Raw genomic sequence first — 24,193 nt, forward strand, 5'->3', positions numbered from 1 at the left:
GTGCTTTTTCTTCTGGTGCTGAGTCGATCGCAGCGTAGTCACGTGCTTCACCACCGAATTTCTTCGCACATACAGTTGCAATCGCAGCTGTTAAAGTTGTTTTACCATGGTCGACGTGACCAATTGTGCCCACGTTAACGTGTGGCTTATTACGTTCAAACTTAGCCTTAGCCATGCTTATTTCCTCGTTTACGTCGAACACAATCCTGAGTAAAACCCAGCTCCGACATAGCGTTTAAAAAAAACCAAACTTCAAATACTTGAAAAGCAGACTAAATAGCCTGCTTTCTTGGAAATCTTGTGCAATTTAAATTGCTAAACTGTATCTGGAGCTCTTATCGAGATTTGAACTCGAGACCTCTCCCTTACCAAGGGAGTGCTCTACCACTGAGCTATAAGAGCAAAATTTTGTACTTCATCATAATGGAGCGGGAGACGAGGGTCGAACTCGCGACATGCAGCTTGGAAGGCTGCCGCTCTACCAACTGAGCTACTCCCGCACTATGTTGGTACATCCACTTGTGAAGTCTTAAAATTGGTGGTGAGAGAAGGATTCGAACCTTCGAAACTTTCGTAGCGGAGTTACAGTCCGCCCCCTTTGACCGCTCGGGAATCTCACCATTTTTACACTTACATCAGTGTTTGTTCTTTACTTTACTCACTCAACTCTCTAAGATGGTGCCGGCACACGGATTCGAACTGTGGACCTACTGATTACAAGTCAGTTGCTCTACCAACTGAGCTATGCCGGCTCTTTCTTAGTGTTTCGTGCGTTTCGCTTCGGAACGATGAGCAGTTTAGCAAAATATAAAATCTATGCAAGCACTTTTTTTAAAAAAAGTGAAAAAAACCTATAAAATTAACGCATTTGACGATAATTCAACCGATTTGATCACTGCGCGAGCTTTTATTTGCGTTTCTGTCCACTCAGATTCAGGATTTGAGTCGTAAACAACCCCTGCTCCAGCCTGAACATAGACCTTATTTTCACGAATAACACAGGTTCGAATCGCAATCGACATGTCCATTTCGCCATGCCAGCCTAAATAACCAACAGCGCCACCGAAAATTCCACGTTTTACGGGTTCAACTTCGTCAATAATTTCCATGGCACGGATTTTTGGCGCGCCAGAAAGTGTCCCTGCGGGGAAAGTTGCTTTAAAAACATCCAAAGCATCAACATCATCACGAACTTCACCTTGTACATTCGACACAATGTGCATGACATGCGAGTAACGTTCGATCACCATTTGATCAGTCACTTGCACTTTACCAATTTTGGCAATGCGTCCAACGTCATTACGACCTAAATCAATCAGCATTAAATGTTCTGCAATCTCTTTTTCATCGGAAAGCAAATCTTTTTCTAACGCTAAATCTTCTTCTTTAGTTTTGCCGCGTGGTCGTGTACCTGCGAGTGGTCGTACTGTGGCAATGCCATTTTCTAAACGTGACAAAATTTCTGGCGATGAACCCACAATATGAAACGGTGTGTTGTTTTCTAAGGTCTGCCCTTGTACCAAGAACAAATATGGTGATGGATTAAGATGACGTAAAGCACGATAAACCTGTAAAGGCTCACCATCAAAATCTGAGACCATGCGATGCCCCGGCACTACTTGCATCACATCGCCAGCTTTAATGTACTCCTTAACCTTAGCAATAGATGCTAAGAACGCTTCTTTACCGGTTAATGATTCAAATTTTGGTGGCGTATGTGCTTTGGCTTGTAATACCACAGGCTGCGCCAGTAATGCCTCTAAAGCATCAAGTTGCGTTTGTGCTTGGTCATAGGCATCAGCATCGCTGCTATCGGCATGTACAATTAAGAATAAAGTATCTTTTAAGTTATCAAAGACGATGACGGTTTTAGACAGCATCATCCAAATATCAGGTAATCCGACAGGATCTGCTTCAGGCACGTTTTTAAGTTTAGGTTCGATATAACGCACGGCGTCATAACCAAAGTAACCGACTAAGCCACCAGTAAAGCTCGGTAGCTGCGGTAAATCGGCTTGAGTAGGTACTTTAAACTGCGCTTGGAAGTCACGAATATATTGGAATGGATCTAAACAGCTTTGCTTTTCGATACGCCCATCGGGGTGTTGTACGCTGAGTTCACCGTTATTACATGAAAACACGGTCGATTCACCTAAACCAATCATCGAATAACGTGCCCAGTTCTCACCGCCTTCTACAGATTCGAATAAATAAGCTTGTTGATGTTGTTTTAAGCGAGCAAATACTGAAAGCGGGGTTTCGGTATCGGCAAGGCGTTGGCGGTAGACAGGAATTAAGTTATAGCCTTGTGCTTGCAGGTGGCTAAATTGTGCTTGAGTGGTCATGTAAGGTCTCTATATCGATTTATGGGCTAGATGAAAAACTTGCAAATACAGAGCATCGCCATCGAAAAACCATACATTCATTCATTAGAGCATCCTTAACTGTGTTTTGATCTACCGCTAAAATATTTAAGCCAACAATTCGGTTAAGTTATCAACCACTTGTTGCGGCTGACAATCTAAAATATTTTCACCATGATTATAGCCATAGCTGACCACAATACAATCAACTCCTGCACGGCGTGCTGCTTCTACATCATTGACCGAGTCGCCAATCATTAAAACTTGTTGTTTGCTTACCTGATAATACTCAACACAGTGTAGCAATTGACGTGGGTGTGGTTTACGCTCAGTAAAACGATCTCCGCCAATCACATCGTCAAAATAATCATTCATCCCTAACTGTTCGACAATCATACGCGCAGGGGCTTCTGGCTTATTGGTGACACAAACCAAAGTTTTGCCTTGGGCTTTACCCCATGCCAAAAACTGCATAATTCCTTCAAATGGTTTAGTGTCTACACAAGGATCGGCGTTATAGATCTCTAAAAAAGTATCTAAGAGCTGTTTATGTTGGGCAGGCTGCACTTCACCGACTAAATATTGCAAAGTACTTTGACAAAATAGTGCGGTGCCCTTGCCGATCCATACACGTACTTGCTCTTCGGTGACATTCGGCAATTGCAGCACGTTTAAGCTCATATTCATCGCGCGATATAAATCAAAGGCTGAATCGACTAAAGTGCCGTCTAAATCAAATAAAATGACCTGACGTTGATCAAGTTTGGCAACTGACATTATCTTTCCCTCAAAAATAAAGGCATGCGATGGCATGCCTTGTTATTGTTATGCGTGCAAATATTATTTAAACATCACAAAGGCTAACACTGCGATGATGATGATCGCAATCACCGTCATTAAGCCAACAGTCGTATTTTTTTGCTGTTCTTGTGCTGCTTCTACGTGTGATTCTGGTTGTTCAACTGGGACAGGCTTTGGCTCAGGTGTAGCAGCAGTTAAGTCAACACCTTCAGGAATTGGTGCAGGCTTTGGCACGCCCACATTGGTTGGCATCCCATCACGACTCAACTGCACAGAAGCATCACGCTCTTTTAAGCTTGGCATACCCTGTTCGTTCATTTGTTTGGCAGGCGATATGTCTTGAACGGCTTGTTCTACCGATTGCTCTAAAGCTGGGTCAAGTGCAAGCGTTACTGCTGGTGCTAGTACCGAGAATTTAAGACTCGCAAATTGTACGATGTCACCATCTTTAAGCAAAACTTGCTCGCTAATGCGAGTGTCATTGACAAAAGTACCGTTTGAAGAGGCTAAATCTTGTAGCCAAAGCGCATCTTCTACACGTAGAAATGCTGCATGTTTACGTGAAATTTCACTCGACTGTAATACGATGTCCGCAGCCTGATGACGTCCGACCAACATATCACGGTCGATGCTAATTTCTTGGCCAGCAAGTTCAGCTGAAATCGCTTGTAATTTCCAAGTCATGAAATAAGTCTCTCGTGTGATTTTTTAGCATCATAACATGCTGTTTACTGCGCCTCATTAACCGCAGGGCGAATTGTGGTAGTACTCACCGTATTTTTCGTGCGCTCCACCAATGGTTCAATAGCAACAGGTGTACTCACCACGGTGTTAGCACTACGTTGATTGGCAGTCGGTACAGTTTGATAAGGGCTAGCTGCTGCAACCTTAGACACAGGTAAACGCTGTAAATACACATCATCTATATTTTCAGGCAGTTTGGCAAAATTACCCTCACTATCCATCGCTAATTGCAAACTATATAGTTGGTCATAACGACGCTGCGAAATACGACGCACATCCGCACTATCGCCCACGATGGTCGGATGGATAAACACCAGTAAGTTACGCTTTTCGTTTAACGATGCATCTGAACGGAATAAACGCCCAATCCCTGGTAAAGCACCTAAACCTGGCACCGATTGACGACTATGCACCGAGTTATCCGAAATTAAGCCGCCCAAGACTATGGTTTGCCCATGTTCAGCCAAAATTGCGGTTTTAATCGCACGTTTACTGGTGACTAAATCTTGTGCCTGACCTTTGTCTTGTACCGCAGAGACTTCTTGCTCCACTTCTAAACGAACCGTACCACCCTCACCAATATGTGGTACGACCTTTAAGGTTACGCCTACATCTTTACGTTCAACTGTGGTGTAGGGATTCACCCCTGCAGTTGTTGTTGCAGCAGAACCTGTCACAAAGGGTACGTTTTGACCCACTACAATATAGGCTTCTTCATTGTCCATTGTCACAATTGAAGGTGTAGACAATAAATTGGCTTTGGTCTTTTCTTTTAAAGCTTGAATCAATGCCCCATATAAACGCCGTGAACCATTGCTGCCTTCGCGATAATCCCCAACAATCAAGGAAGTTCCTGCATTACCTGCTGCCGCTGCACCCAGCCCTGCTGCTCCACCAGTTAAATAACCCGCCGCTAAATTACCTAAGCTTGAACCCACGTTATCAAAGTTAATCAGACCCACTCCGCTACTAATATCGCCAAGCGCCCATTGCACGCCAAGCTGATCAGCATCGTTGCCTTCTACTTCAATAATCGCCGCTTCAATCAATACCTGTTGACGACGAATATCGAGTTGTTGAATCGCAGATTCAATCTCACGCATCAGCTGCGGTTCGGCTTTGACCACCAAGGCATTTTGGCTAGGGTCGGCAATAATACTCACCCCATCGGCACTAAAACTGGTTAAGTTGTTATTGCTATTGTTGTTACTAGAACTGCCTAGATTAATACTTGGGGTGTTAATGCTGCTGGCGCCAGTGCTGTTATTGCTTGAAGTGCTGCTATTCGTGTTGCCGCTGTTATTATTGCTATTGTTGTTATTTACCGCTTGCCCTGTCACTAGACCTTGTAAGATATTAGCGAGTTTATCGGCACTGGCATATTTTAAACGGAAGACTTTTAAGCCTCCTAAACGATCTGCTGCGGGTACATCCAATTGCTCAATCATTTGTCGAATGCGTTTACGCGTCGCGGTGTCGCCTTTGAGCAAAATACGATTGGTACGTGTATCTGCCATTAAACGCACGCGTGAGCCTTTCATATCTTTAGCAGCCCCCGTTGCACTCATACCTTCGAGCAAGCTAATCATTTCTTCAGCTTGGCTAGAATGCAGACGAATCGCTTCAAAGTCGTTTTGTCCTGTGCCATCTAAATTACGCACAATATTTTCTAGCTGATAAATATTGCTGGCACGATCAGAGATGATTAAGGCATTGGTGCCTGGCACTGCGGCTAAATGCGCAAATTGTGGCATTAAAGGGCGTAAAGCAGGAATCAAATCATTAGGATTGGTATTATCTAGCCACAACACCCGCGTAACAATTTGATCACCACCCGCACGACTACGTGCATCAAATGGAATGCCTGAGCTTTTTACATTACTATCAGGCACTAGCTTAATAGTATTGCCCGATGGAATCGCCACCACGCCATTCACATTTAGTACGCCTAAAAATAGGTCATAGACTTCGGCTTTATTCAGAGGCTCATTGGAAATCACAGTAACATTACCGCGAACGCGCGGATCAACAGCAAAGTTTTTACCTGTAATATCTGCCACTTCGTTAATAAATGCAGTTAAATCTGCATCACGTAAGTTGATTTTCCATGTTTGTGCATAACTTGCTGTGCTCACCATTGCTAGCAGTGGTGCTGCAACCAATAAGCCCCAAGGGCGCTCATGATTAAATAAAGCCATTATCTACCGAATTTCCTTGCGCTGATTGTGCATCAGTTTAAATCTTGTTGAATAGTAATCACTTGATCACCACGTTGTACTTCGAGTTTGACCTGTCCAGACTGACGCGCTTGTTCTAGGAGCTGCGCCTCATTTTGTCCTGCGCTTAAACGTTGCCCATTTAACGACAAGACACGATCACCCGGCTGTAGACCTAATTTACGTCTTAAGACCAGTGGCGTTCTAGCACTGACTGCATAACCTTCGCCACCATCATTACTAGTGCCTAAGGTATTTAAATATTGGTCACGATTTTGTTGCAATTGCTGTATTGCCTGCCCCATAGCTTGCTCGGTATTTGAAGGAGCAAGTGCTGAAGTTTCGGACTGTGGCAATCTATTGGCTGTATTTTGCTTTTGCGCTGCATTTAACGATAAATCTTGATTAAGATTGTCTATAGCCGCCATTTTGAGCATTTCAGTTGCGCCTGTGGCACTACGTAAAATAACTTTGTCCCAATACACTTCTGCCAGTTGGTAATTGCTGTCGGCAATAAACTCACCCACACGATAACGCTCAGACACATTATTGGCTTTAATGACCGCCGAAGAGAATTGACTTGGCGAAGCCACCACCACACCTTGCAAGCTCAAATTGGAATTGGCTATGGCTGCTGGCGCTTGATTAGATTTAAACAAAGCAAAATGGCTAATATTAGGCACGCTTTTTTGCTGTGAACCCAAACTCACTCGTTCAAATTGCATGGCTTGCATTGGAGCAACCAATAACCAAAATAAACTGGCCACTTTCCAACACAAATACAGCAACAATAAGGCAAAAATTACTGGAGCTGCTTGATCGAGCTTACGAAAATCAAATTGATCACGCCAATGACGCATCAGTTCACCCCTCTTAATAAAGGCTGACGGGTACTAAGTACATAAGTGTCTAGACCTGCTTTGCCTTGATAAGAAGGTACATGCATTAATAAACGCTGCGTTAACTGTACGTCGAGCATCATTTGTTGATCTAGTGCTAAATGAAGCATTTTTTGCTGACGATTATCACGTGCATCTAGGACCAGTTTGCCCTGATCTGCACTCAAATTGGCTTTCAGCATAGGCACTTGCATACGCTCTTGACGTTCAGCATATACATAGACTAATTCACCACCTGCCCAGTTAATTTGCCCTGCTGCCTGTGTAAAACCTTGCTGTGCTTTATAGTACAGCGCAATATCATTAAGCTGTAGAGAATTAGCAGGCCATTGCCAACTGGCAAGATGTTTTAAGGTATTTGGGGCAATCTGCCCATTTAAATCTTGAATAATCAGGTTTTTTGCCAGCGTATAAGCCATCACAGCATTTAACTTACTCTGACCACTATGTAGCTCTACATTGGCTGCGGCACGTAAACGTAGCAAATCTAAAGGACGCACTTGCCATTTTAGCGAGCCACCTAATTGTCCTTTATTCCAATCCGCCTGCCCTGACCAAATATTGCCACTTACATTATGTAAGCTCTGCTGCTGTGGATAAAACTTTGCCATCAGCCACGCTGCTGGTACTTGCAGCAACACACAGATTAAAAAGGTGAGGATCGTAAATAACCACCAATGCAGCATTTTGGGCTTTTTCATCATCCCTGAACAACCAATCGCATTTTCTATTTTACCTTGGGATATTTTTTCATCAGCATGGCACATTATGCATACTTTTTTAGACTCGCCAATTCTAAGCCATAAAAAAACCAAGCACATTGGCTTGGTTTTAAGAATCTAAACGACTTTTATGAACAACTGATGAAAACTTAAATTAAAAAGTCTTCTAATTGTGCGCCTTTTTCAAGTTCAGCAACCAACCAACGTGGTTGCTTACCACGACCTGTCCATGTATCAGAGGGATTGTTTTTATTACGATAACGTGGTTCTACAGCTTTACGCGTGCTTTTCTTACGTTTTTGCGCACCAAACTCTAAAATTTGTTCAATACTCAAACCGACATTATCAGCAATTGTCATAATTTGGTTATAAGCATCTTCAATAGCTTGATCTTTTTTAGAAGCAATTAATACTTCAGCTTCTGCTTGTAAACGTTTTAACTCTTCCACTGATAAATTGCTAATATCTGGCATTTTCTTACTCCACAATTATTTTTTACTTAAACCGTTGGCATCTTATTTTTATTAAAAGAAAGATTCAACAGATGGATATAATAAATAACAATACCTCTACATAATAGTGCTTCTGTGGATTTATTTTAATTTAAAGCAAATTTTGATGCAGTTCTAATATACTTTGTTTTAATTCACTTGGAATTAAAGTTTTATGACCAGTATGTTTATCTAACATTACCTGTACAGCTTCACCTACTGCCACAACGCGCTGCTGCTCGGTACTATATAATAAATAGCTCATTCTTAAGGCGCTATTACGCATCTCCTCAACCCGTACACCGATCTTTAATTGATCGGGATAAATTGTCGGACTCAGATATTTACACTGATTCGAGGCAATCACTGTACTAATATCACTACGTCTTAATTGCAATTGATCTATAAAATAAATCCGCGCATTTTCCATATAACGGTAATAAACCACATTATTAACATGCCCTAATGCGTCCATATCTCCCCAGTCGACATGCTGTTCAAATATCACTGGATAATCTTCTAGACTTAACATGACTTTTTTCCTTAATTAGCTTTTTATTGCAATATAATGCGCATTATGTTCAAAAATAATATTTAATTGCTGCAATAATTCAGGTTGTTGTTTTAATGCATGTTGTACACGCAAATAACTCATTAATACATGTTCAGGATATAAACTCAGGAGTTGTTCTGCTTGTTGTTGTCTTTGCGTCGCTTGATAAACATAGTATTTAGCAAAAATTAATACGGGTACGCTTGGATATTGCTGTTCCCATAGCAAAATATGCTGCTCAATCGCTGGATAATCAGGTTCTGGCTGTAATAATTGCTGCTGCAACCATAAATAAAATACCTCTTCATGAAATTGTTCAGCCAATAATTGTTCAGCTAATTCTTGCTGCTCGTGTTGCAAATTTGGTAAACGCGCCAAAATACGTAACCATAATAATTTGACTGGGGCTATTCTAGAGTCTAAATCATCCCTTAAATTGAGATAACGTTGCTGTAAATAATGCAGATCTTCCGCACTAGCTTGCTCAAATTGTTCTAAAACCTGTTCTAGCCACTGCGTTTTTGTTTCTGTGGCTAAATGCCCATATTGCGTGGCACGTAAATAAGCCCAAGGAAATTGCAGCGCAAAACGCCCCCATAAGATGGTCAAGCGTTTTTGATAGGCTTGCGCTACATCCTCAAGCCATGGCGATAATGCATGCTGGTTTAAAAATTCCAGATGTGTGAGGGCTTGCTCGGCATCGCCTTGCGCTAAATAAATTTCAATCCTTTGTAATTCAGACAGTTCAAAAGCCATAGCATGCGTTTGATTCAGTGCTAATAACGCCTTTTGGCTCTGCCCTTGCATATTGGCCAGCTTGGCCTGCATCACCCCATGCAATAGACTTGATTGCTGAAAAACATGCTGAATAAATGTCTGTTGATCGCGCCCCGCATCCAACAACCAAATGACAGCTAATTGTTCATAAGGATGTAAATTTTTAAAATTAAATAGATTTTCTCTTTTGCGTTGTTCGCGGCTTAAATAACGCTTTAATATATACCATAGACTTTGGGCGATAAGACTGATCAGCGCCAAAACAATGAATAATACCCATAAGTTGCTTTGAATTTGCCATTCACGCCAATAGATATAAACGTAACCTGCGCCATGCCCATAGCTCAACACGCTTAAAATCGCAAACGCCATTAAGCTGATCATCGCATAGGCAAGTAAAATTTGGCGCATGAATTATCTCAACAAAGCTCGTGTGGTGAGTATAGGTGTGACTAAGGTTGGTAAAGCTTTGGCATGTTCAATCTGTTGTAAAATTTGCTTGGCTTTTTGGTCAGGTAATTGCTGCAAGCTATGCACGACCAATGTCATTTCTTGTTGATAAGCCAAATATTGGCCCTGCAACAACATTTGTCGTGCTAATAAAATATGCAGCTGCGCTTCTTTTAAGATGAATTGGCGTTGCATCAGTACTTGACTAGGTTTGCTAACAGGCTCGACTTGTAACCATTTTTGCCAAAAGGCTGCATTTTCATCATGCGCAACCGTTAGGTTTTGCTGACCAATTTCCGCAGTCAGGGCGCTGTCGAGTTGTTGCAAGAGCTGATTGACTTGTTGTTGCTGAGTTTGTCGTGCATTCACAAATTTTTGAATATCTTGATGATCTTTTAAAATCGCTGCAGCAAGTGCTGCTTTAAGACTATCAGAAATAGTCGATTGCTTTAAGTCTGCGTCTAAATGGCTCAGTTTTTCTAAAGCATAGGCATATTGCTGTTGTTTTAACGCAAACTCAACCAAATCTAACTGTTGTTGAATCAACACCAATGGATGCGTCTGTGTGACTTCTTGATCACTGCTCCGTGCGGTGCTTGGCGTCTGCTCTGTAGTGCGTTGTAATGCCACTAAGCGATCATTTAAGTTGGCATTACGTTGTTGGGCTTGATGCAAGCTTTGCTGCACTTGTGTATAGGCTTGATTGAGTTGCATGATGTCATAACTGAGCTTAAGCAGCCAACCTAACAGCACAAGCCCTAATAAGATCAAGATTTTCTTCATGCTTGCCCTTCGTCTGTCTTGAGCTGCGCGATGATATGCTCAGGTCTAAGCTGGAACACTGGAATAATATTAAAATCGAACTGTTGCTCGGTGCGATATTGGCTGAGCAAAGCAGCCAAACGTTGCCCCAGCACCATATATTGCGCCTGAGCAATGAACATTGGATACTGCGCTAACAGTTGCAGCCAATTATACCAACTTGCTTCACTGCTGATTAATACCGTATATGTTGCATGTTGTTGTAGCTGTGCGACCAAGGGCTGAACCAATTGGCTGGTTTGTGCTGGGCAACCGCGCTGGTACAACAGTAGGTTAACTATTTGCATCCCAGCTTCACGCAATTGCTGCATCATAAACTGACGCCCACCCTCACCACGCCAAAATGCAATACGGCTACCTAGCGCTAAATTTTGCAAACTAGGCAGCTCTAGCATCCCTTCTGAGGTTTCTACCTCTGGAATAACCGCTTGAATACCATACTGTTTTAGCTCTTGGGCAGTTTTCAACCCAACTGCGACCCACTGTACTTGAGCCAAGTCAGTTAAGGTCAAACCACTTTGCTGGAGATAGCGCATTCCAATCTCAACTGCAGTTGGACTGACCACAACAATCACTTGGCTCTTTGGTAATTGTTGATATAAAGCTGCCATCGCCAAACTATAAGGCAAGGCTTGTAGCTCAAGTAAAGGTAAGGCAAAACTATTAATCTGCTCGGCTGACAATGCCGCAGACAATTCAGCGGCACGATCAACAGGACGGGTATTCACAAACAGCATGTTATTTTTGATAAAGCACTTGAAGGAGCTCAGCCGCACCTTGTGCCAACAAATCTTTGGCTAGCGCAACACCTAAAGCCTCAGCTTGATCTGGCTGACCTTGTACTTGTGCTTTAAGTAGCGTTGCACCATCAACGCTGCCTACACGACCTTCAAGCTGAAGTTCTCCGTTTTGCAAGGTTGCATAACCCGCAATTGGCACTTGGCAACCACCTTCTAAATAAGCATTAAAAGCACGTTCTGCACGTACACAAACGTTAGTTTCGCTATCCATTAACGGCATAATAAGATCAAGCACCGCTTGGTCATTGCTACGACATTCAAGTCCCAATGCCCCTTGCCCTACTGCAGGTAAACTTATCTTTGCATCTAAGCAATGACGGATACGTTCTGGCATTTCAAGGCGTTTTAAACCTGCACTGGCTAAAATAATCGCATCATATTGGCCTGCATCAAGCTTAGATAAACGTGTACCTACGTTGCCACGTAAGTCCAAAATTTCTAAATCAGGACGCGCCTGTAAAATTTGGCATTTACGACGTAAGCTTGAAGTGCCCACTTTAGCGCCTTGCGGTAAATCTGCAAAACTTGCATAAGTATTAGAGACAAAAGCATCGAGTGGATCTTCACGTTCACAAATGACAGCCAGCTCTAAACCTTCAGGCAGTGCCATGGGTACATCTTTCATGGAATGTACGGCCAAATCAGCACGACCATCCAATAACGCTGCTTCGAGTTCTTTGACAAATAAACCCTTACCGCCAATTTTTGCCAATGGGGTATCTAAAATTTTATCACCCTGAGTCACAAAGGTTACCAACTCAACGGTTAAATCTGCATGCAAGCTTTCTAAACGTGCACGAATATGCTCCGCCTGCCAAAGGGCAAGTGGACTTTGTCGAGTGGCAATTTTCAGGGTTTTCATAGGCTCTTAGATCTTAATTGCAATATGTTTAAACTTAACCTGATCCCTTAAAAATGCAAGTAGATTTATTGCTTTTACAGTTTTTGAATACGTTCACGCAAATGCGGTAAATGTCTGCGACTCACGGCTAAGCGTTCATCCAAATCACGACAGCGCACTTGATATTGTCCTGCACCTAAAATTTCTAGACCATCTAAATAGGCAATCGACACCAAGGCATTGCGATGAATACGAATAAATTGCTCGGCAAATTCTTGTTCTAAATCTTTTAGGGTTTCATCAATCAAGACACTACCATTTTTATGGCGTACCGTGACATATTTATGATCCGCTAAAAAATAGTAAATATTTTCTAACGGGACTAATTCCACTCCACGGTGGGTTTTGGCCGCAATCTGCTGGCGCTTTATTTTAATTTCGTCCATATATTCTTGTTGTTTTAAAAGGCTCAATTGAGCTTGGTTAATTTTAGTTAGCTGACCTAAAACCTGCTGCAATTCCTGTTGCATAATTGGTTTTAGTAAATAGCCATCTGCCATCTGAAATGCATCTAAAGCATGTTCATCATATGCGGTACAAAATACAATGGCTGGCATGGGGTCAAGCTCACGCAAATATTGAGCACAAGTTAAACCATCCATTTCAGGCATTTGTATATCTAATAATACGACATCTGGTTGATAAGTTTCTGTGAACTCAATTGCTTGCTTGCCATGACTTGCCACTGCCACTACGTCATGTCCAAGTTGCTCAACCAATCGTGACAGACGCTGTGTTGCCAGAGCTTCATCGTCACAAATTAGGATGTCCATGCGTCCTCCTTTATCCCAAAATTAATTTAAAAATGTGGCAGTTATTATTTTTTATAAATGTATTGCACCACTGTAGTAAATATTCCAGCACCTGCATAGTTCTGAAATGTTACCTTTTCCCCAAAATACGCCTCAAGGCGCTGTTTTACATTATCTAAAGCAATACCATGCCCGCGTGTTTGCCCCAACTCACTGGCAAGATATGGGTTACTAATAATAATATTAACTTGTTTTTCTAATATTTCGATCAAAATTGTAATTTGGCTGGGCGCTAAAATTTTTTCTACCCCATGGCTAATGCTATTTTCTAATAAAGGTTGCAAGGTCAATAGCGGAATTTTGACCTCACGCGCGCGTTCTAAATGTACAAATTTCCATTCTACTTTTAAACGCTCTCCTAAACGTACTTGCTCAATGGCCAAATAACGTTGTGATAATTCGATTTCTTCTTTAAGCGAAACCAATTTTAGCTCTTGTAAACTCGCCCGAAATAAACGTGACAAATCCATTAACATTTGTTCGGCTTTATCAGGATCAATACTAATTAAACTTAAAACATTATTTAAACTATTAAATAAAAAGTGTGGCTGAATACGCGCTTGTAAGGCTTGAATACGCGCTTTAAGTTCGCTTTGCTGCTGACGTAACCATTGTTCTCTTAAAAAAACATAACGAAAACAAAATAAACCCAGTAAGACCCCATAACTTAAATGTAGGCTAATACCTTGAAATAATATACCCAGTTCAAAATGACTTAAACTCCAATAACTGCCCCAATACATTAAAAAATTTAAACTTAAGCTGGTAAACAACACAATCGCTTGCAATAAAAAGAAGCCTGCTATTAAATTTTGGCTCAAAGAAAAATTCGCTAGCTTAGGTTGCAGTTTTTCAAAACAAGCTACAAAACTCAGCAATACCCAATTGATATATAAAGCATATTCCAACAAACGTAGACCACTTAAGCTCGCAAAGCTGCCCGCTTCAGCAAGGCTTAACAACATGGCTAAAATATTGCTGGCAATAAATAGCTCAATTAAATGTTGCCAACGTTTGGTTTTCGTAAAAAAATAAGCAAATTGCGTTTTATCTGACGCAGACGCAACAGTTTGAAAGTCTTCTGTGTGAGCAAGCCTTTTTGAATTTGTTATACTCGTTGTTAAATCACTGCTTTTTTTATTGAGCCGACATGACCACATCTTCTAATTCCTCAAATACACAAGCCCAAACTTCAGGCATGTGGGGCGGCCGCTTCTCAGAAGCGACTGACGCATTCGTTGCAGAATTTACCGCATCTGTACAATTTGACCAACGTTTTTATAAACAAGATATTGCAGGTTCAATCGCACATGCGACGATGCTTGCCAAAGTAGGCGTTTTAACTGAACAAGAACGCAACGACATCGTCAATGGCTTAACCCAAATTAAAGCTGAAATTGAAGCGGGTCAGTTTGAATGGCGCATCGATTTAGAAGATGTGCATATGAACATCGAATCACGCTTAACGCAGCGTATTGGTATTGCAGGTAAAAAATTACATACAGGTCGTAGCCGTAACGACCAAGTGGCAACCGATATCCGTTTATATGTACGTGATGAAATTGATGCCATTTTAGCGTTATTACAAAAATTACAAAAAGGCATTTTAGGTTTAGCAGCAAAAAATACCAACACCATTATGCCGGGCTTCACTCACTTACAAACAGCACAGCCTGTGACTTTTGGTCACCATTTAATGGCTTGGTTTGAAATGTTAGTACGTGACTCTGAGCGTTTAATCGACTGCCGTAAACGTGCCAACCGTATGCCATTAGGTTCAGCTGCGCTTGCAGGTACCACCTACCCAATCGACCGTGCTTATACTGCAGAACTTTTAGGTTTTGAAGCTGTCGCTGAAAACTCACTTGATGCTGTATCAGACCGTGACTTTGCTATTGAATTTAATGCAGCTGCATCACTCATTATGATGCACTTATCACGTATGTCAGAAGAAATGATTCTTTGGACATCAGCACAATTTAAGTTTGTGAATATTCCAGACCGTTTCTGTACTGGTTCTTCAATCATGCCACAAAAGAAAAACCCAGATGTGCCTGAGTTAATCCGTGGTAAAACTGGTCGTGTGTATGGCGACTTAATGAGTCTGTTAACGCTCATGAAAGGTCAACCTTTAGCGTACAACAAAGACAACCAAGAAGATAAAGAACCTTTATTTGACGCAATTGATACCGTTCGTGGTTCATTGATGGCATTTGCTGACATGATTCCAGCACTTGTACCAAATGTAGAAGTCATGCGTGAAGCAGCATTACGTGGCTTCTCAACTGCAACTGACCTTGCTGATTACCTTGTTAAAAATGGTGTGGCATTCCGTGATGCGCACGAAATTGTCGGTAAAGCTGTTGCGCTTGGTGTACAAGAAGGTAAAGATTTATCTGAACTTTCACTTGAACAATTACAGCAATTCTCTGATCTAATTCAAGCTGATGTATTTGAGAAAGCCTTAACTTTAGAAGCATCAGTGAATGCACGTAACCACATTGGTGGTACTGCGCCTGCACAAGTTGAAGCAGCTATTGAACGTGCTTATGCACGTTTAGAAAAACTTTACGCTTAATTTATTTCGCTAATTTGGAGTTTTGATATGTCTCGACAAGTATTTTGCCGTAAATATCAACAAGAAATGGAAGGTTTAGCTTTTGCACCATTCCCAGGTGCTAAAGGTCAAGAATTATTTGAAACCGTTTCTAAGCAAGCTTGGGGTGAATGGCTTAAGCATCAAACCACCTTGATTAACGAAAAACGTTTAAATGTGTTTGAAGCGGATGCAAAAAAATTCCTTGAAGAACAACGCGAAAAGTTCTTTAGCAATGACGAAACTCTCGAAAAAGCTGAAGGTCTAAAGCCTGAGTAAAACTTAAAGCGCTGCTTTAAGTTTTATGCAAGACGAGAAGCTATGCTTCGAGTAATAACTCAAGCGCTGCTTTAAGTTTTACGCAAGACAAGGACGAAGTCCGCGTAGGCTTTCATTTGAAAAGCTCCCAAATGGGGGCTTTTTCATTTGGAAAAGACTGCTCCGCCACGCCGCAAGACGAGAAGCTATGCTTCGAATAATAATTCAAGCGCTGCTTTAAGTTTTACGCAAGACAAGGACGAAGTCCGCGTAGGCTTTCATTTGAAAAGCTCCCAAATGGGGACTTTTTCATTTGGAAAACATTGCTCCGCCACCCTGCAACAAAAACAGCAAAAATCTACGCAGACCCAAATAGTGATGAACACAATCAATTTAGCTGGACTCTAGCCAATCCGTTAGTTTTAAGCAAAATAATCAATTTTTAGTCGTACTGTATTCATATTTAAAACTAGCGATAAAATGTCGTTAAAATTTAAAACCATGATTATTTTTATCGTTAATTTTCTAAATGTGAAATATTGTATTTATATTTTTTGTCTATAAAAAAGCAGTATAAACAGACCCTATAAAGTTGAAAAATTGGTTGTTTTTGTATATTTATTCATCAGATAAGCACATATATTACATATTGGATACATATAAATATAAAACACAACAATCCTACACAATAAGCCACAATACAAACCGAGGACTTATTTATATACTCATTCTATTCAGAAAATGCTTTGCTTTTTCTAATCAGTTTTAAATTTTACTCCCAGATTTTCCCCCAAAAATCTGGGATTTTTTTTGCTTATTGTTTTATCTGCTGTGAGCTAGACTCCAAAATAGCCAAAATTTGGCTATTGATTGCTTTAAAATCGATTACAACATTTTAACGCTGTTGCACTTTTTCTTCGATTTCTTCTAGGCTGGTATGACGTACATCTAAACCTTTGACCATATAAATGACTTGTTCAGAAATATTACGCGCATGATCACCAATACGTTCTAAAGAACGCAGCACCCACATGACATTAATAACACGAGAAATATGCCGTGGATCTTCAATCATATAAGTCATTAAAGTACGCGTTGCTGACTGATATTCACGGTCAATATCAGCATCCGCTAACAAGACTTGGAGGGCTTGATCAATGTCTAAACGCGCAAAAGCATCGAGTGCCTCATGAATCATCACCCGTACTTGGTTACCAATATGACGCGTTTCCATATAGCCGCGCGGTGAACCACCTTCTTCACATAAATTTTGTGCGATACGAGCAATTTTAGCCGCTTCATCCCCAATCCGCTCTAGGTCGGTATTGGCTTTACTCATGGCAATTACCATACGTAAATCGCTGGCCGCAGGATGACGACGCGCCAGAATCAAAGTTAAGGCTTCATCAATTTCGCTTTCTAACTTATTCACGGCGTTGTCTTTAAACTGCACTTCCATCGCCATTGGGGCATCTGTGTCGAGCAAAGCATGAATCGCGTTAGTGACTTGCTGTTCGACCAAACCACCCATGGTCATAAACTTGGTGTTTACAGCTTGTAATTCTTCGTTAAATTGCGAAGAAATATGGTGATTTAACACAGGATTGGTTGGGCTCAAAGTCATCACTCCACGGCACGTTTACGACATCAGATCAGCAGCATGGTATTAAAGCGTGCTTATATGACCATTCTATGACAAGTTTAGTTTTGTACCAGCCATAGATTCAATTGTTGTAGATCATCTTCATTCAATTGACCAATCGCCGCTTTAAGATTTAACACATTGATTAAATAATCATATTGGCTGTTCAGATAATCTTGTTTGGCAGCAAATGCATTACGCTGAGCTAATAATACATCTACCATATTTTTAAGCCCTTCACGATATTGGGCTTGTGAAGCTTTAGATACATTTTGTGCCGATTGCATGGCAGCCAAACGTGCTTGTAATTTGGCCTGATCTGTTTCAACTTGCATATAGGCTTTACGCACGGCGCTATTGGCTTGTCGACTGGCAGCATCAACATCGACCATGGCTTTTTTTACCGTTAAATCTGCTTTTTCAATATTAATTTTGGTACGCCCACCGTTAAAAGCATTCCAATTTACTTCTAACCCAACTTGGTCAAATTGACCATCACTGGCAATGACACTGCTTGGACTTTGTTTGTTATAACCATAACTGGCAACTGCTTCAATCTGCGGCAAACGTGCGGCTTGCTCCACACGTTTAGCATCTTGGGCGTATTGCTGTTGCAAACGGGCTTGCTGTAATTGTAAGTTTTGGCTTTGCGCTAATTCCTGCCAAGCATTTAAATCTTCTGGATAAGGTTTTTGAAACTGAAAGTCTGGGCTTAACACTGCTAAATTTTCACGATATGGCCCAATAATTTGCTCTAATTGCTCTTGAGCCAGTAACACTTGTACTTGTCCCGCAATACGATTGGCACGCGCATTTTGATACTGTGCATCCGCTTCACTCACTTCGCTGCGGGCGAGCAAACCTTCACGCAATTTAGCTTGCATCATTTTCAGCTGCTCGAGTAAAGCTTTTTCTTCTTGTAAATGAGCAGCAGTTAAGGCTTGTTGGCGCAGCACATTAAAATAAGCCTGTGCAGTATCTAAAATATGCTGTTGCTGTTGTATACGTAAATTGACTTCACTTAGGGAAATAGAGGTTTTGACTTGTTTTAAACCTTGCCATGCATCCCAACGAAATAGCGGTTGTCGTGCAGTGACGACTGCTTGTCGCGTGGTGGAAGAACTCGGCATTAAGTCCTCATTCTCAAAACCTGGAATATTGCTGATAGTATTTTTTTCAACATCTTGGCTTTTACGCGTGATATTAGCATTTACACTCACAGTAGGTAATAAATTGCCTTTCGCTAAACCTAAATTAAGTTGATCCACTTGATATTGCAATTGATTGGCCTGCCAAGTGGGGTCATTTTGCTGTGCCAACTGATATGCTGCAACTAAATCTAAAGCAGAGCTGCACGGTGCAGCGAGCATTAAACTGGCAAGAAATAAAAGTTGTTTTTTCATGAAGATGACCTACCCAATCATACCAATACAGCGCAAAAATTCAGGGTTGAGAGTAAAACTAAGTCTGTAATTTAGGTACATTTTTAAAGTATTTTTTACATAAATTAGCTTTTAAAAACACAACATTTCCATAAAATGAGCCAGCAGATTATGCTTTGTGTTAACAATTAACCAAACCCGCTCAGAATACTACATATTGATAGCACTTCTGAATACACATATATTGCAAAATACTCCTACCACTTGGATAACAGTCGCGGTCTTATGCTTACAACCTTGTCCTTACCTTCTTTCACAAGGTTACTTGTATCAGTGTTGTGTGCAATTACACTTGGCGGTTGCCAACCCTCAGAAAAACCCGTGCTACCAGATGCTCCACCAACCGATAGCCACAGTAAAGTTAGAATTGATTTAAATGCCCTGTGCGAAAATTTAAGTCATGAAATGCAACAAGTAGACCATCAACGTACCATATTGGCATTGCAAGAGATTAATCAAGATCTTAAAGTTTGCTTACCTTTAATGACTACTCAACAACAGCTTGAGTTGCTTGAGCTTTCTCAGCAGATGTATGAGAAATTTTTAAAGGTAGAACGTACACCTGCCCAGCAACACGCCTTTGAACAATACGTCAATGGTGCAGGTACTCATCCAACCTTACAACAACAACAATTTGCCCAGATGACTGTACGTGATCAGTATTTAGTCAAGCATCAGGGTCAAGCCTATGTTGAATTAATAACCTTAAATGATGGTTATGTCGGTTATCGTCGTAGTCCACAATATTTGGCACGTATTTTTGCGCCTTATTTACCAGAAGCTGAACAAAGCTTTATTCAGGCTTTAGCCAGTCAAAACAGTCAGCCTTTATTTAATCAGCATAGTTTAGAGCTTGAACCGCTTACGGTGGCTGAACGGGCCTTGTTTTGGGAAAACTATTTGACTAGCTATCCGCATAGCCGTTATAAAAATGATGCGCAATATTTATATCGTGCTTATAGCCAATTGTTATTTACGGGTACACAGCATCATTATGTCTCTGATAATTATTATGGAATAGAAAGCATTAATCCGCAAAGTTTGGCAGCAATTCAATATATTCGTCAGCAATCGAGTGCCAAGCTTGCTCACCAAGCCACTCAGTTTTTAAATTTTATTCAGCGCGATTTTTCGATGAGCCACAATAGCTTACAAGAAGAACATCAGGCCGTCGTCACCGCTTTACAGCATGAATTGGGTCTAGTACCTGTTAACCTCAACCGCGATAAAAATTGCTTCTTAGATGCGGTGTGTATTTAGACATTAAGTCTATTAGTGTTGTTTTTTTAGTCCTGTTACACTGAGCCTAGCTTGACGGAGCGCGAGTAATTGACTCGCTGAGATTTGGTCAATGTAGTTTTACATTTAATCCAAAGTACCGTTGAACCTGATCAGGTTAGTACCTGCGTAGGAATCAAGCCACTAAAAACTTATGCCTTTTTATATATGCCACGTCTTTGGGATATATCTGCCACGTTTTTGGTCGTGCTTGATTCGTTGATATTGCAAAGGATCATGGACATGAACCCATTAACGAATCTTCAAGACGCACTTATTGCGCAACATGAGCAAGATGCTCAAGACCTCACTCGAATTTTACCTGCCTCGAAAAAAGTTTATCTGCAAGGTTCACGCCCAGATATACAAGTGCCCATGCGTGAAATTCAACTGAGTACCACCCCAACTGGCTTAGGTGGTGAAGATAACTCGCCACTGTTGGTCTATGACACATCTGGGGCTTATACCGATCCCAATATTGAAATTGACTTAAACAAAGGTTTACCTCATATTCGCGAAACATGGCTTGAGCAACGTGGCGATAGTGAAGTTTTAGAACAATTAAGCTCTACTTTTGGACAAGCACGCCTACGTGATATTAGCACCGCTGAGATTCGTTTTCGTCATTTGCAAAAGCCACGTCGTGCCAAACGCGGCCATAACGTGACCCAAATGCACTATGCCAAACAAGGCATTATTACCCCAGAAATGGAATATATCGCCATTCGCGAAAATCAGCGCCAACATGCTGGCACCGATATGCGCCAACATATAGGACAAAATTTTGGTGCTAAAAACTTAACCGAGATTACACCTGAATTTGTACGTCAGGAAGTTGCCGCAGGACGCGCGATTATTCCTGCTAACATTAATCATCCCGAATGTGAACCGATGATTATTGGACGCAATTTCTTGGTAAAAATTAATGCCAATATTGGTAACTCAGCCCTCGGCTCAAACATTCACGACGAAGTGGCTAAAATGACATGGGCAACCCGTTGGGGCGCGGATACCATTATGGATTTATCTACGGGTAAAAACATTCATGAAACGCGGGAATGGATTATTCGTAATTCACCAGTGCCCGTTGGTACTGTGCCGATTTACCAAGCTCTCGAAAAGGTCAATGGTGTTGCAGAGGACTTAACTTGGGAAATTTTTAAAGACACCTTAATTGAGCAAGCCGAACAAGGCGTAGATTATTTTACTATTCATGCAGGGGTATTATTGCGTTATGTGCCTCTTACCGCGAATCGTTTAACGGGTATTGTCTCGCGTGGCGGTTCGATTATGGCGCAGTGGTGTTTAGCCCATCATCAAGAAAACTTCTTATATACCCATTTCGATGAAATCTGCGAAATCATGAAAGCCTATGATGTGTCCTTTAGTTTGGGCGATGGTTTACGTCCTGGGTCTATTCAAGATGCCAATGACGAAGCACAATTTTCCGAACTACGTACTTTAGGTGAACTCACGCATCGTGCTTGGCAACATGATGTACAAGTCATGATTGAAGGGCCAGGACACGTACCGATGCATATGATTAAAGAAAATATGGATTTACAACTCGAAGTCTGTAAGGAAGCACCCTTTTATACGCTCGGACCTTTAACTACAGACATTGCCCCAGGTTATGACCATATTACCTCAGCCATTGGCGCAGCCATGATTGGTTGGTACGGTACTGCCATGCTGTGTTATGTGACGCCTAAAGAGCATCTTGGACTACCCAATAAAAAAGACGTTAAAGACGGCATTATTACCTATAAGATTGCTGCTCATGCTGCCGATCTCGCCAAGGGTCATCCCGGTGCGCAAGCGCGTGACAATGCCCTATCTAAAGCGCGTTTTGAATTCCGCTGGGAAGATCAATTTAACTTAAGTTTAGACCCTGATACTGCACGCAGTATGCATGACGAAACCTTACCTAAAGAAGCGCATAAATCTGCGCATTTTTGCTCCATGTGTGGGCCTAAATTTTGCTCAATGAAGATCAGCCAAAACGTGCGGGACTACGCAGAAAATCAGCAAATTGCTGCAGGATTAAAACAAATGCAGAATCGCTTTTTGGAACATGGGCAAAAAATATACCACAAGCAATAAAAAAAATTTTGCCTTGGGTTTAATCTCAGTTAGGATGAAGCAAGACTTTACTTCATCCTGACTGTACTTATGAATATTATTAAACAGGCCACTTATCTTAAAAACGAAGTCCAAATTGAAAAACGTGAAGATGTTTTTCGAGGTTTTATTCAGGTTGAAAAAGTCAGTCTACGTCATCGCTTGTTTGCCCAAGACAACTATAGCAAAACCTTACAACGCGAACTCATTCACCGTCCTGAAGCCGCAGGCGTATTGGTATATAACGATGCTGCACAGCAATTTGCACTGATTGAGCAATTTCGTGTGGGTGCAATCGATGATCAAGATTCACCTTGGCAGCTGGAAATTATTGCTGGCGTATTAGATGGCGATGAACAGCCTGAACAATGTTTAATGCGCGAAGCCTTAGAAGAAGCGGGTTGTCATTTATTTGATGTGCAACATTTATTTAGTTTTTATCCTTCTGCGGGTGCATGTTCTGAGCTGTTTCATTTATATGTTGCACAAGCCGAATTACCAAAGAGCGGTTCAATTTTTGCTATGCCAGATGAAGGCGAAAACATTCAACTGCACGTATTTGACTATCAAGATATCCAAACCTTATTAACCACTGGTCGGCTAAAAAACGCGCCAGTCATTATGGCATTGCAATGGTTACAACAACATATTAAAACCCTAAGTCATGTCTAAGAGGGGGGCAGATATGAATAAGCCGTCTTTACTTGCTGATTTAACTCTCATTCAAATTTCTGACACCCATTTAATGGCAGATGCAGCAAGCAACTTTGTCAAAATGAACCCAGAACAAAGTTTTTTAAGTGTCTTGGCAGATATTCAACAGCACTATCCACATGCCGATGCTTTATTACATACCGGTGATTTAGCGCAAGAAGCATGTAGCGCAACGTATCAACGTTATTTACAGCAGATACAAGCCTTGAACATGCCTTACTTTCAAGTACCGGGTAATCATGATGATGTTGCTTGTTTCCCTTTTTATCAACAGCACAATGCTGCGCATGCAATTGATTTAGGTACATGGAGTTTAGTGCTATTAAATAGTGCTGTTACAGGTCAGGTTGATGGTTGGGTGGATGAAGCTCAACTGCAGCAACTTGAACAGATTTTGGCAGCTCGACCGCAGCAATATATTGTTATTGCCTGCCATCACCACCCTTTTGCGATGCAATCGCATTGGATTGATCAACATAAACTCAAAAATTCCGAGGCCTTAACCGATGTTTTAGGTCGCCATCAAAATGTCAAACTGGTGCTGTTTGGACATGTGCACCAAGAATCGTGCAATACATGGCAACAGATCTCGTTTTTATCTACCCCTTCAACTTGTGTGCAATTTAAACCAAAAAGTACGGACTTTGCCTTAGGTCATGAAGCCCCTGGTTACAGAGTTTTACAGTTAAAAAGCAACGGTAGCTTTAGTACACAGGTGCATCGACTTACACATCTACAACAGAATATTAATGTTGAAATTTCAGGTTATTAACTTTCCATTTTGTTTTTTT

Annotated in this window: 23 protein-coding genes, 4 tRNA genes and 1 riboswitch; of the genes, 6 read left to right on the top strand and 21 right to left on the bottom strand. The window is 41.3% G+C overall.

The features are described 5' to 3' along the window. The 19 genes from CYK47_RS07390 to CYK47_RS07480 form a co-directional block, all read right to left on the bottom strand. The coding region (locus CYK47_RS07390) for a GTP-binding protein (RefSeq protein ID WP_252150261.1) at positions 1 to 175 on the bottom strand (175 nt) is incomplete at its 3' end. A 152-nt stretch (positions 176 to 327) separates the two neighbouring features. Further along, positions 328 to 402: transfer RNA gene (locus CYK47_RS07395), tRNA-Thr, on the bottom strand. A gap of 22 nt (positions 403 to 424) precedes the next feature. Then, positions 425 to 500, bottom strand: a tRNA-Gly gene (locus tag CYK47_RS07400). Positions 501 to 536: 36 nt separating this feature from the next. Next, a tRNA-Tyr gene (locus CYK47_RS07405) sits at positions 537 to 620 on the bottom strand. A 56-nt stretch (positions 621 to 676) separates the two neighbouring features. Beyond that, a tRNA-Thr gene (locus tag CYK47_RS07410) sits at positions 677 to 752 on the bottom strand. Between the two features lie 99 nt (positions 753 to 851). Then, positions 852 to 2,345: an anthranilate synthase component I gene (trpE, locus tag CYK47_RS07415; protein ID WP_122900363.1), complete on the bottom strand. Its 1,494-nt coding sequence runs from the start codon at positions 2,343 to 2,345 to the stop codon at positions 852 to 854. A gap of 126 nt (positions 2,346 to 2,471) precedes the next feature. Next, positions 2,472 to 3,140 carry a phosphoglycolate phosphatase gene (locus tag CYK47_RS07420; protein WP_122900365.1) on the bottom strand — a complete coding sequence of 223 codons (669 nt, stop codon included), beginning with the start codon at positions 3,138 to 3,140 and terminating at the stop codon, positions 2,472 to 2,474. Between the two features lie 63 nt (positions 3,141 to 3,203). Next, on the bottom strand, positions 3,204 to 3,848 hold the full coding sequence (locus CYK47_RS07425; protein ID WP_122900367.1) for an FHA domain-containing protein: 645 nt from the start codon (positions 3,846 to 3,848) through the stop codon (positions 3,204 to 3,206). Between the two features lie 44 nt (positions 3,849 to 3,892). Then, the gene (gene gspD, locus CYK47_RS07430) at positions 3,893 to 6,106 is read right to left on the bottom strand and encodes a type II secretion system secretin GspD (RefSeq protein ID WP_122900369.1); all 2,214 of its coding nucleotides are present in this window, start codon (positions 6,104 to 6,106) and stop codon (positions 3,893 to 3,895) included. Between the two features lie 32 nt (positions 6,107 to 6,138). Next, a complete protein-coding gene (locus tag CYK47_RS07435) occupies positions 6,139 to 6,984 on the bottom strand; it encodes a type II secretion system protein N (protein ID WP_122900371.1) in 846 nt (281 codons plus the stop codon). Beyond that, positions 6,984 to 7,727 (bottom strand): type II secretion system protein N, encoded by a 744-nt coding sequence (gene gspN / locus CYK47_RS07440; protein ID WP_122900511.1) that lies wholly within the window; start codon positions 7,725 to 7,727, stop codon positions 6,984 to 6,986. Before gspN ends, CYK47_RS07435 begins: the two co-directional genes overlap by 1 nt. A 167-nt stretch (positions 7,728 to 7,894) precedes the next feature. Continuing rightward, complete coding sequence (locus tag CYK47_RS07445; RefSeq protein WP_122900373.1) at positions 7,895 to 8,218, bottom strand: H-NS histone family protein; 324 nt, start codon at positions 8,216 to 8,218, stop codon at positions 7,895 to 7,897. Between the two features lie 130 nt (positions 8,219 to 8,348). Beyond that, positions 8,349 to 8,768, bottom strand: coding sequence for an acyl-CoA thioesterase (locus CYK47_RS07450; RefSeq protein WP_122900375.1), 420 nt, complete (start codon positions 8,766 to 8,768; stop codon positions 8,349 to 8,351). Between the two features lie 15 nt (positions 8,769 to 8,783). After that, entirely contained in the window at positions 8,784 to 9,977 is a 1,194-nt protein-coding gene (locus CYK47_RS07455) for a heme biosynthesis protein HemY (protein ID WP_122900377.1), read from the bottom strand. Positions 9,978 to 9,980: 3 nt separating this feature from the next. Beyond that, entirely contained in the window at positions 9,981 to 10,799 is an 819-nt protein-coding gene (locus CYK47_RS07460; protein ID WP_122900379.1) for a hypothetical protein, read from the bottom strand. Beyond that, on the bottom strand, positions 10,796 to 11,575 hold the full coding sequence (locus CYK47_RS07465) for a uroporphyrinogen-III synthase (protein ID WP_122900381.1): 780 nt from the start codon (positions 11,573 to 11,575) through the stop codon (positions 10,796 to 10,798). Before CYK47_RS07465 ends, CYK47_RS07460 begins: the two co-directional genes overlap by 4 nt. Before the next feature lies 1 nt (position 11,576). Then, complete coding sequence (hemC, locus tag CYK47_RS07470; RefSeq protein ID WP_122900383.1) at positions 11,577 to 12,500, bottom strand: hydroxymethylbilane synthase; 924 nt, start codon at positions 12,498 to 12,500, stop codon at positions 11,577 to 11,579. Between the two features lie 74 nt (positions 12,501 to 12,574). Then, complete coding sequence (locus CYK47_RS07475; protein ID WP_122900385.1) at positions 12,575 to 13,312, bottom strand: LytR/AlgR family response regulator transcription factor; 738 nt, start codon at positions 13,310 to 13,312, stop codon at positions 12,575 to 12,577. 44 nt (positions 13,313 to 13,356) lie between these two features. Continuing rightward, positions 13,357 to 14,511 carry a sensor histidine kinase gene (locus tag CYK47_RS07480; RefSeq protein ID WP_122900387.1) on the bottom strand — a complete coding sequence of 385 codons (1,155 nt, stop codon included), beginning with the start codon at positions 14,509 to 14,511 and terminating at the stop codon, positions 13,357 to 13,359. Between CYK47_RS07480 and argH the strand changes: the two genes are divergently transcribed. Together argH and CYK47_RS07490 are read left to right on the top strand one after the other, a co-directional pair. Continuing rightward, positions 14,502 to 15,929 carry an argininosuccinate lyase gene (argH, locus tag CYK47_RS07485; protein WP_122900389.1) on the top strand — a complete coding sequence of 476 codons (1,428 nt, stop codon included), beginning with the start codon at positions 14,502 to 14,504 and terminating at the stop codon, positions 15,927 to 15,929. The two genes, CYK47_RS07480 and argH, sit on opposite strands and share 10 nt — an antisense overlap. A 27-nt stretch (positions 15,930 to 15,956) precedes the next feature. Continuing rightward, on the top strand, positions 15,957 to 16,226 hold the full coding sequence (locus CYK47_RS07490) for an oxidative damage protection protein (protein WP_122900391.1): 270 nt from the start codon (positions 15,957 to 15,959) through the stop codon (positions 16,224 to 16,226). A gap of 874 nt (positions 16,227 to 17,100) precedes the next feature. Here CYK47_RS07490 and phoU read toward each other — a convergent pair. Continuing rightward, the gene (gene phoU, locus CYK47_RS07495; RefSeq protein ID WP_122900513.1) at positions 17,101 to 17,823 is read right to left on the bottom strand and encodes a phosphate signaling complex protein PhoU; all 723 of its coding nucleotides are present in this window, start codon (positions 17,821 to 17,823) and stop codon (positions 17,101 to 17,103) included. Positions 17,824 to 17,906: 83 nt separating this feature from the next. Further along, positions 17,907 to 19,250, bottom strand: coding sequence for a multidrug efflux outer membrane protein AbuO (abuO, locus tag CYK47_RS07500; RefSeq protein ID WP_122900393.1), 1,344 nt, complete (start codon positions 19,248 to 19,250; stop codon positions 17,907 to 17,909). Positions 19,251 to 19,562: 312 nt separating this feature from the next. Here abuO and CYK47_RS07505 point away from each other — a divergent pair, with 312 nt between their 5' ends. The 4 genes from CYK47_RS07505 (at position 19,563) to cpdA (ending at position 24,174) form a co-directional block, all read left to right on the top strand. Next, a complete protein-coding gene (locus CYK47_RS07505; protein WP_122900394.1) occupies positions 19,563 to 20,549 on the top strand; it encodes a hypothetical protein in 987 nt (328 codons plus the stop codon). Between the two features lie 45 nt (positions 20,550 to 20,594). Continuing rightward, positions 20,595 to 20,720: riboswitch (TPP riboswitch) on the top strand. A gap of 90 nt (positions 20,721 to 20,810) precedes the next feature. Continuing rightward, complete coding sequence (gene thiC / locus CYK47_RS07510) at positions 20,811 to 22,670, top strand: phosphomethylpyrimidine synthase ThiC (protein ID WP_122900396.1); 1,860 nt, start codon at positions 20,811 to 20,813, stop codon at positions 22,668 to 22,670. Positions 22,671 to 22,739: 69 nt separating this feature from the next. Next, positions 22,740 to 23,360 carry an NUDIX domain-containing protein gene (locus CYK47_RS07515; RefSeq protein ID WP_122900398.1) on the top strand — a complete coding sequence of 207 codons (621 nt, stop codon included), beginning with the start codon at positions 22,740 to 22,742 and terminating at the stop codon, positions 23,358 to 23,360. A gap of 13 nt (positions 23,361 to 23,373) precedes the next feature. Then, on the top strand, positions 23,374 to 24,174 hold the full coding sequence (gene cpdA, locus CYK47_RS07520; RefSeq protein WP_502697052.1) for a 3',5'-cyclic-AMP phosphodiesterase: 801 nt from the start codon (positions 23,374 to 23,376) through the stop codon (positions 24,172 to 24,174). Positions 24,175 to 24,193: the final 19 nt, after the last annotated feature.

This window comes from Acinetobacter sp. B51(2017) (assembly GCF_003711395.1).
Taxonomy (GTDB): domain Bacteria; phylum Pseudomonadota; class Gammaproteobacteria; order Pseudomonadales; family Moraxellaceae; genus Acinetobacter.